At 74.2% G+C, this 8,553-nt stretch carries 6 protein-coding genes and 1 tRNA gene; 1 reads left to right on the plus strand and 6 read right to left on the minus strand.

The window, feature by feature from the left end; all coding sequences use genetic code 11:
- Positions 1-6: 6 nt before the first annotated feature.
- From ASF49_RS09185 to ASF49_RS09205, 5 genes are read right to left on the minus strand one after another with little or no spacing between them, the layout of a single operon-like run.
- Positions 7-1,011, minus strand: coding sequence for a hypothetical protein (locus ASF49_RS09185; RefSeq protein WP_056471086.1), 1,005 nt, complete (start codon positions 1,009-1,011; stop codon positions 7-9).
- Positions 1,008-1,577, minus strand: a complete 570-nt coding sequence (locus ASF49_RS09190) for a c-type cytochrome (RefSeq protein ID WP_056471089.1) — start codon at positions 1,575-1,577, stop codon at positions 1,008-1,010. The genes ASF49_RS09185 and ASF49_RS09190 overlap by 4 nt, the downstream gene beginning before the upstream one ends.
- A complete protein-coding gene (locus ASF49_RS09195; RefSeq protein ID WP_056471093.1) occupies positions 1,574-3,592 on the minus strand; it encodes a quinol:electron acceptor oxidoreductase subunit ActD in 2,019 nt (672 codons plus the stop codon). The genes ASF49_RS09190 and ASF49_RS09195 overlap by 4 nt, the downstream gene beginning before the upstream one ends.
- 6 nt (positions 3,593-3,598) lie before the next feature.
- Positions 3,599-6,598, minus strand: coding sequence for a TAT-variant-translocated molybdopterin oxidoreductase (locus ASF49_RS09200; protein WP_056471096.1), 3,000 nt, complete (start codon positions 6,596-6,598; stop codon positions 3,599-3,601).
- Positions 6,598-7,257 (minus strand): cytochrome c3 family protein, encoded by a 660-nt coding sequence (locus ASF49_RS09205; protein ID WP_056471099.1) that lies wholly within the window; start codon positions 7,255-7,257, stop codon positions 6,598-6,600. Before ASF49_RS09205 ends, ASF49_RS09200 begins: the two co-directional genes overlap by 1 nt.
- Positions 7,258-7,630: 373 nt before the next feature.
- Here ASF49_RS09205 and ASF49_RS09210 point away from each other — a divergent pair, with 373 nt between their 5' ends.
- A complete protein-coding gene (locus tag ASF49_RS09210) occupies positions 7,631-8,410 on the plus strand; it encodes an SCO family protein (protein ID WP_056471122.1) in 780 nt (259 codons plus the stop codon).
- Between the two features lie 58 nt (positions 8,411-8,468).
- Here the strand turns inward: ASF49_RS09210 and ASF49_RS09215 are convergent.
- Positions 8,469-8,545 (minus strand) — tRNA-Met (locus tag ASF49_RS09215).
- Between the last annotated feature and the right edge of the window lie 8 nt (positions 8,546-8,553).

Genomic DNA, 8,553 nt, shown 5'->3' on the forward strand with positions numbered 1-8,553 from the left:
GATCCATCATGCGGCGACCTTGGCGTCCGGGATCGGGGCGCGCCGCGCCCGGAGCGGCGCCAGCAGGCGCACGAGGCCGGCCGCGAGGGCGGCGATGGCGAGCCCGGCCAGGACGTCCGGCCCCGTGACCACGAAGGCGCCGCGCCCGGCCGGCGTCACGAGCCAGGCCATCTCCACGACGTGGACCGCGAGGATCGAAGCCGCCAGCGCCCGCGTCGTCCACGGGCCGGGGCGCAGGGTGAGGGCGGCGGCGAGGAGGGCGGCGGCCCCGCCCGCGAGGCTCAAGCCCCGCCCGAGGGGGCCGCCGCGGGCGAGGTACCACGACACCTCGGCGGGCAGGTTGGCCGACCAGACCACGAGGAACTGCACGAAGTGCAGGAAGGCCCAGGCGGCCGTCAGCAGGGCGAGCGGCAGCAGCCCGGTCTCGGACCGGTGCACGGAGGGCGTGACGAGGAGGGCGGCGGCGAGCGCCGCGCCGCTCCAGGCCGCCATCGTCAGGAGCCCGATCAGGCTGGAGCCGAGGCGCGGGTCGAGGGCGGTGATCAGGTCGAAGCTCACGAGCGTCGCCAGCACGGCGTGGAGTCCGAGGGCGAGGGCGACGGGTCCCCGGCCCGCCGCGACCCGGCGGCAGAGCCAGAGCCAGAGGGCGAGCGCCGCCACGAGCCGCGCGGCGAGGAACGGCAGCGTCAGCCAGATCCCGGCCAGCGGGGTCGCGGCGGGCGTCCCGGTCGCGAAGGGGTAGAGCGCCGGCACCACCGCCGCCAGGGGCAGGGCGAGGAGGGCCGCCACCGGCATCAGGTGCAGGCACCCGACGAGCGCGGGGCGCAGGGACGCGAACCGCTCCGGCGCCAGGGCGTCGAGGCCGGCGACCAGGGGGAGGGCGCCGAGGGGAAGGCCCAGGAGGGCGAGCCAGGCCGCCAGGTAGCCGGCCCGCCAGTCGCCGAGGCGGACGGCGAGGCCGAGGGCGGCGAGGCCGGCGCAGAGGAGAAGCAGGGGACGGCCGGCGTTCATCGGGCGGCCCCCATCGGGCTGTCCTGCAGCTTGGCGCGGTCCTCCGCCGGCAGGCTCGCCACCGCGGCCCCCTGGCTCAGCTGCAGGGCGCGCAGATAGGCGACGATGGCCCAGCGGTCGGCCGGCGCCACCTGCGCGCCCATGGGCAACATCGCCCCGTGCCCTTGCGTGATCGCCGCGTAGAGCCGGTCGGAACTCGCCGCCCTCAGGTGTTCGCCCGCGAAGGGCGGGGCGGCGGGGAAGCCGCGCGCCACGATCATGCCCCGTCCGTCGCCGCTGGCGCCGTGACAGGGCGTGCAGGCGATGCCGTAGCGCTCCCGGCCCCGGTCCAGCAGGGCCGCGTCGATGACGGCCGGGCGCGGCACGAAGCGCGCCGGGTCGGTGCGGGGCACGGTGCCGGCCACGGGCGGGCGCATGGTCATGCCCTGCGGGAAGAAGCGGTTGACGTCCCAGGTCTTGGCCTTGGGCTGGTCGCGCATGTTCGCCTCGCCGCAGCCGGCGAGGGCCAGGACCAGGGCGGGCAGGAGCAGCCCCAGGCCGGGCCGGAGTGCGAACCGGCGCCTCATCGCGGCACCCGCGCGATGGCGAGCGGCCGCCCGGCGCCCTCGGGCAGGGCGGCGAGCTGGCGCGCGATGCGCGCGGCATCGAAATCCGGACCGCGCGCCTCCGCCGCCAGGAAGTAGCGGTCCTGCATCGCCCGCCCGAAACCCGGGATGTTGAAGGCCGGATGGTTGAGGCGCGGCAGGCGGTTCACGAACAGGAACACCGCATGCACGGCGAGCGTCCCGCTCATCATCGCGAAGGAGACGCTCGGCACCACGAAGGAGGGCCAGGAGAAGCGCGGGCGCCCGCCGACGTCGAGGACGTAGCCGTAGGCCGTGGCGTAGACGCACATCCCGTAGAAGGCGGCGCCGCCAGCGAGCGCCGCGCCGAGGGCGTAGGGCAGGATCGAGCGGTTGTGGCGGCCGAGCCCCTTCAGGGCGTCGGGCATCGGCACCGGGCCGAAGGCGTCGAGGCGGATGGTGTTGCCGCGCCGGGGCTGGTCGTCGTGTTGGGGATGGCGCCGGGCCAGTGCCCGCAGGGCGGCGGCGAGGTCCGCCTGCGTCGCGAATTCGGCGCTGACGCCCCAGAGCGGCGTTCCCGCCCCGGGCTCGGGTGCGTCCGCCTCGGCCCCGGCGCGGGCGGAGCCGTCGCCCAGGCCCGCCTGCCGGCGCAGGTCGGTGATCGAGGCCACCGGCAGGGCGCGCAGGAACAGGAGCAGCAGCACGAGGAACATCCCCACCGACCCGGCGAAGGTGGCGATGCCCCAGAGTCCGACCCGGTAGTCGAGGGCGGCGGCGGGCAGGAAGTCGTGGGACAGCGTCACCACCAGCACCATGACGTGGTCGGCATAGGCGCCGACCGCCACGAGGCAGCCGACGAGGGCGAGCGCCCCGGGCGAGCGCCGGAGGCGCGCCCACCAGAACAGGTGGACGGGCAGCAGCGCGCAGGTCAGCACGGTCCAGGCCGCCCAGGCCTGCGGACCGGCGAACCGGCGCACCAGGGTCGCGCGCGCGTAGGCGTCGCCGTGCAGGAAGCCCGAGACGAGCTCGGCCGTGTGGCCGTAGAGGCTGGCGAGGCCGAGGCCGAGGAGGATCCGGGCCAGGATCTCGGCGTGGCGCAGGGTGACGACCGCATCGAGGCGATAGAGCGCACGGACCAGCATCGTCAGGGCGGCGGTGACGGCGACCCCGGAGAACACCGCGTTGACCAGGAACGTGACGGGCAGGATCGTGTCGTGCCAGCCCGGCAGCACGGAGCCCGCCAGCATCACCGAGGCTCCGGTCTGGAGCGAGACCACGAGCAGGATGCCGAGCAGCGCGACGATGCGGTAGGCCTGCGCCCAGACCTGCCAGTGCGAGGCGGAGCCGCGCCAGCCGGCGGCCGCGACCCCGTAGGCCTGCGCCTTCAGCATCGGCCAGCGCCGCGGGCGCCCGGCGCGCTCGGACTGCGCCTCCGCGAAGGCCCGGTCGCGCAGGGTCGCGAGGTCCGGCAGCAGCCCGATGTACCAGAGGCTCACGGTGACCACGAGGAAGCTGACGATGTCGATGGCGTCCCAGACCAGGGGCGAGCGGAATTGCGGCCACAGGCCGAGCGTGTTGGGGTAGGGCAGGTTCCAGTAGAAGAACCACGGCCGCCCGAGATGGATGATCGGGTAGAGCCCGGCCGCGATCGTGCACAGGAGGGCGTTGGCCTCGGCGAGGCGGCTGATCGCCCCGCGCCCGAGCACGCTCCCCTCCGTTCCCCCTGCGAGGCGCAGGATGCCGGCGAGCGTGAGGCTGCCGCAGGCGATGCCGATCCACCAATCGTAGGAGGCGATGTCGAGTGCCCAGACGACGGCGTTGTTGTTGTTCCAGATGCCGACGCCCGTGAAGAGCAGGTACAGGATCACCCCGAAGAACAGGGCCAAAAGGCCGGAGGCCGCCGCGAAGGCGATCCACCAGCGCCGTCCGAGGGGGTCGTGCAGGGCGGCGTCGGAGACGGCGCGGGCCGTCCCGCCGGGGCGGGTCGGGGTGTCGGGCGTGAGCACGGCTCCGGCCATGGCGCGTCAGCCCTCCTGGCCCGGCTCGGCGCCGGGCGCCAGGCGCGCGAGGTAGGTGGTGCGCGGCCGGGTGTTGAGTTCGCCGAGCAGCGCGTAGTTGCGCGGGTCGCGGCGCGCCGCCGCGACCTTGCTGCCCGCGTCCGAGAGGTCGCCGAACACGATGGCACGGGTCGGGCAGGCGCCCTGGCAGGCGGTCTCCACCGCCCCGTCGGGAATCGGCGCGTGCGCATCCTTGGCGGACTCGATGCGCGCGCCCGCGATGCGCTGGAGGCAGTAGGTGCACTTCTCCATCACGCCGCGCGCCCGCACGGTGACCTCGGGGTTGCGCTGCTGCTGCGCCACGGGCGCCATGCCGCCGGTATAGTCGAGGTAGTTGAAGCGCCGGACCTTGTAGGGACAGTAGCTCTGGCAGGTGCGGGTGCCGATGCAGCGGTTGTAGACCTGCAGGTTCAGGCCCTCGCTGTCGTGCACCGTCGCCTCCACGGGGCAGCCGAGCTCGCAGGGGGCCGCCTCGCAATGCATGCAGGGCACCGGCTGAAAATGCGTCGCCGGCGCGTCGAGGTCGCCGGAATAGTAGCGGTCCACCCGCAGCCAGTTCATCCAGCGCCCACGCGCGACCTCCTCGCGGCCCACCACCGGGATGTTGTTCTCGGACTGGCAGGCCGTGAGGCAGGCATTGCAGCCGATGCAGGCATCGAGGTCGATGACCATGCCCCAGGCCCGCCCGGCGCCGGCGCCGGCGCCCGCGTCCGCGGATCCCTCGCCGCGCCCCGCCGCGGGCGGCTCGGGATAGAAGGACGGCACCGCCGCGCCCGGCGGGTCGCCGACGCTCGGGGCGCCCAGCGCCTGGACACGCACGAAGTCGTGTCCCTGCATCGTGCCGAGATCCTGCGTCGTCGCCGGTCTGGCACGACGGCCGGTCCGCGTCAGGGTGACGTCGGGAAGGCGATAGGGCGTGGCGGCGGGGCGCAGGGCCTGGGCGTCGTAGCCGAGGCCCTGCGCGAGGTGGTCCGGCACCCGGCGGCCGTAGCCGAGGGTGAGGGTCACGGTGCGCTCGGCTTGGCCGGGCAGGATCCAGGCCGCGCCCTCGAGGCGGCGGCCGTTCGCCTCCACCGCCACGACGTCGCCGGTGGCGAGGTGCAGGCGCTCGGCCAGACGCGGGCTGATCGCGACGACGTTCTCCCAGACCACCTTGGTCAGGGGCTTGGGCAGTTCCTGCAGCCAGCCGAGATCGGCGAAGGCTCCGTCCCAGACGCAGGGGTCGGGCCGGAAGACCGCCTCGATCCGGTCCTCCGTCGCGGGAGCCGGCGCAGGGTCCGCGACGCGCCCGGTCAGGGCCACGGTCTCCACGGGCAGGGCGGTGTCGGGCAGGAAGCCGAGGCGCAGGGCCTCCGCGAACCGGGCCTCGAAGGCGGCGTCCGCCTCGCCGGGGCGGCGCCACCGGCGCTTCAGGAGATCGAGCCCCTGCTCGGGGCCTTCCCGTGCGGGAGCCTCGGCCCCGAACAGGGCCAGGATCTGGTGGGCCGAGCGCCCGCCATAGAGCGGCGCGATGGTCGGCTGGATCAACCCCACGGTGCCGTCGAGGGAGCGGGCATCGCCCCAGCTCTCGAGGGGATGCGCCAGCGGCAGGTGCCAGTCGGCATGGGCGGCGGTCTCGTCGAAATACGTCCCCGCATGGATCTTGAACGGCACCCGTGCCAGGTGCTCGGCGAAAGCGAGATCGCCCGGCCCTTCGTAGACCGGGTTGACGCCGAGCGTCAGCAGGGTGCCGACGGCACCCCGCGCCATCGCCTCGGTGAGGTCGGACAGGCCCTCGGCCCCGGAGGCCGGAACCGGCGCGGTGTGCACCACCGTGGTGCCGGTGTTGCCCAGGGCGCCGTTGATGCGGTGGACGAGGGCGTGCACCGCGGCCGGCTGGCCGATGCCGGCGGTGACGAGGCTCCGGCCCCGGTCGGCCAGCAGCGCCGCCCCGGCCCGACGGAGCCACGCCGCCCTCGGCCCGTCGGCGGTGTCGGGCCGACCGCCCTCGGCCATTCGCAGGAGGTCCGCGGCGAGGCGCGCCAGATCGTCCGAGCCGGCCGCCAGGGTGTGCTCGGCCTTGACGCTGGTCAGCCCCGGGGTCGGTGCCGCCGCGTGCAGGGTGAGGAGGCGGCCTTGCGCCTGCCCGGCCCGGCGCGCGTCGATCCAGCGGCGGGACAGGCCGACCTGGCCCGGCCCGACATCGAGGAAGTCCCCGTCGAGGCTGACGAGGGTGCGGGCGGCCTCGAACCGGAACTGGGTTTCCAGGGGCCGGCCATAGGCCTGCCGCGCGCCGTCATAGAGCCCGTCCCGCGGCACCGTCTGCGAGACGTGCCAGCGCAGGCCCGGATAGGCCGACCGCAATCGGTCGATCTCGGCGGCCAGCGAGGGCGACGTGACCGGCCCGGTGAGCAGATGGAAGCCCGCGCCGCCCGTGTCGCGCAGGGCCGCGAGCCGCGCCAGCAGGGCGCCGCGGAAGGCCGACCAGGCGGCGGGCCGCCCGAGATGCTGCACCGCCTGGCTGCGGAAGGGGTCGTAGAGCCCGAGCACCGAGGCCTGGGCCAGGACGTCGGTGCCGCCCCGGCTCCAGGGATGCTCCGGGTTGCCCTCGACCTTCAGGGGGCGGCCGTTGCGCGTGGTGACGAGGATGCCGTTGGCAAAGCCGTCGAACAGGGCCGAGGTGGCGTAGGCGAGGGGAGCGCCGGGGACGATCCGCTCGGGCTGCACCACGTACGGGACCTCGCGCCCGCGCCCGTCGAAGGCGTCGCAGGCCGAGAGCCCGGCGAGCGCGAAGGAGGCCGCCATCAGCTTGAGGAAGCCGCGCCGCTCCGGCCCCTGCGCCAGGGGCAGAGCGCCGGGGAACTCGGTTCGCAGGTAAGCCTGGAACGCCTCCGTCCCGGCCAGCCCGTCGAGGCTGCGCCAGAAGGCGGGGCCGTCGCCGGAGGCGAGGCGCTGGCGCAGTTGCGGGAGATCGAGGTCCTGATCCATCAGCGGTGACAGATCCCGCATTCGAGGAGCCGGTCGCCTCCGTGGATATGGTTCTTCGCCACGAGCTGCGGCCCGAGGGTCGCCTGGTCGGCGGGCGGGGTCCAGTTCATGTTCCAGACCTGGTCGGGCATGCGCACCCAGCGTTCCGGCGCCCGGTGGCAGTCCAGGCAGAACTGCATCTCGAAGGCGTTGGCCCGGAACGTCATCTGCATGGTGGTGACGTCCCCGTGGCAGGTGGAGCAGCCGATCCCCTTCGTCACGTGGACGGAATGGTTGTAGGAGACGTATTGCGGCAGCTTGTTCAGGCGAACCCAGCGCACGGGCTCGCCGCTGGCGTAGCTGTCGCGCACGGGCTTGAGCATGTCCGAGCCGGTCCAGATCTGCGAATGGCAGGTCATGCAGGTCTGGGTCGGGGGCAGCCCGGCCGTCGCCTGCGTCTCCACCGTGGTGTGGCAGTAGCGGCAATCGATGCCGAGTTCGCCCGAATGGTGCTTGTGGCTGAAGGGCACCGGCTGGGCCGGGGCGATGCCCACGCCGGTGACGTAATCCGAACGCGCGATCCCGGCCACCACCACGGCGCCCCCGGCGATCAGGGCCGCACCGGACAGGATGGCCAAGCGCAGGAGCGCGTCGGCCCCGGGCGCGAACAGCTGCGCCATCAGGCGCGGCGCCCGCCGGAACGCAGGGCCGGGCGCGGCAAGGCCGGATGCCGGATGTCACGGGGTCGTCTCATCCGCTCTCACGCCTCCCGGTCCGCCTGGATAACCGCGACCTGACGGCTACGGTTCAGTGCGCGATTTCATCCCGCGAAACTTTACGCGATCCGGACCGGCCGCGCGCCGATCCGGCGGAACACCGGCCTCTCCGAGGAGCGTTGCCCCAGGAGCGGGAGCGGCGCGACGCAAGATCTCGCGACCGCAGGTTTCGCGATGGAAGCCGAGGGCCGTGCGGCGCCACGCCGGGCTGTGCCGCCCCTCCGGATCGGGCATGAAGGGGTCCATGCGACATCACGGCCGCAGGCGCTCGATCCGGATGCGGCCCCGTTGGCCGGCGGTTCTCCTGCTCGTCCTCGTGGGATCCGGGACGCTGCCCGGACCGGGCCAGGCACGCCTCGCCCAGAACGATCTGGCGCGCGTCGGCGTCACGCCGGCGCCCGACGCCCGAGTGCCCCTCGGTCTCGCCTTCACCGATGCCGGGAGCGGGCCGACCACCCTGGGCGCCGCCCTCGGAGGACGGGCGGCCCTGCTCCTGCCGGTCGACTACACCTGCGCCAATGTCTGCGACCCGATGCTGGCGATGACGGGTGCGGCCCTCGCGGCGACCGGGCTCGTGCCGGGACGCGACGTCGGCTTCGTCCTGGTGGGGCTCGATCCGCGAGACGATGTCGCGGCGGCCCGGCGCATGCTGCGGGAGGAAGGCGGCGGAGCCTCCGCGGCACGGGCGCTCGTCGGCACGGCACCGGCCATCACCGACCTCACCGCGGCGCTGGGCTACCGCTTCGTGGTCGACGGCGGCACCGGCAGCATCGCGCATCCGGCCGCCGCGATCCTACTCACACCCGAGGGCCGCGTCGCCCGCATCCTGTCGCCCCTGGCGCTCAACGGCCGCGACCTGCGCCTAGCTCTGATCGAGGCGGGGGAGGGCCGGGGCAGCACGCTCGCCGATCGGCTCACCCTGCTCTGCTACGGCTACGACGCCGTGCGGGGCGTCTACACGCCCCTGATCGAGCGCATTCTCAGCCTCGCCGGAGCCGCGACGGTGCTGGCGATCGGCCTCGGCATGTTGGTGCTGCACCGACGCAGCCGGACCTGAGTCGGATCCTGAACGGCCAAAGCCCGTCACGCGTTTGGGCGTGACGGGCTTTGTGTATTGGTTGCGGGGACAGGATTTGAACCTGTGACCTTCAGGTTATGAGCCTGACGAGCTACCGGGCTGCTCCACCCCGCGCCACCTGT

The sequence above is a fragment of the Methylobacterium sp. Leaf104 genome (genome assembly GCF_001422885.1).
In the GTDB taxonomy this organism is placed as follows: domain Bacteria; phylum Pseudomonadota; class Alphaproteobacteria; order Rhizobiales; family Beijerinckiaceae; genus Methylobacterium.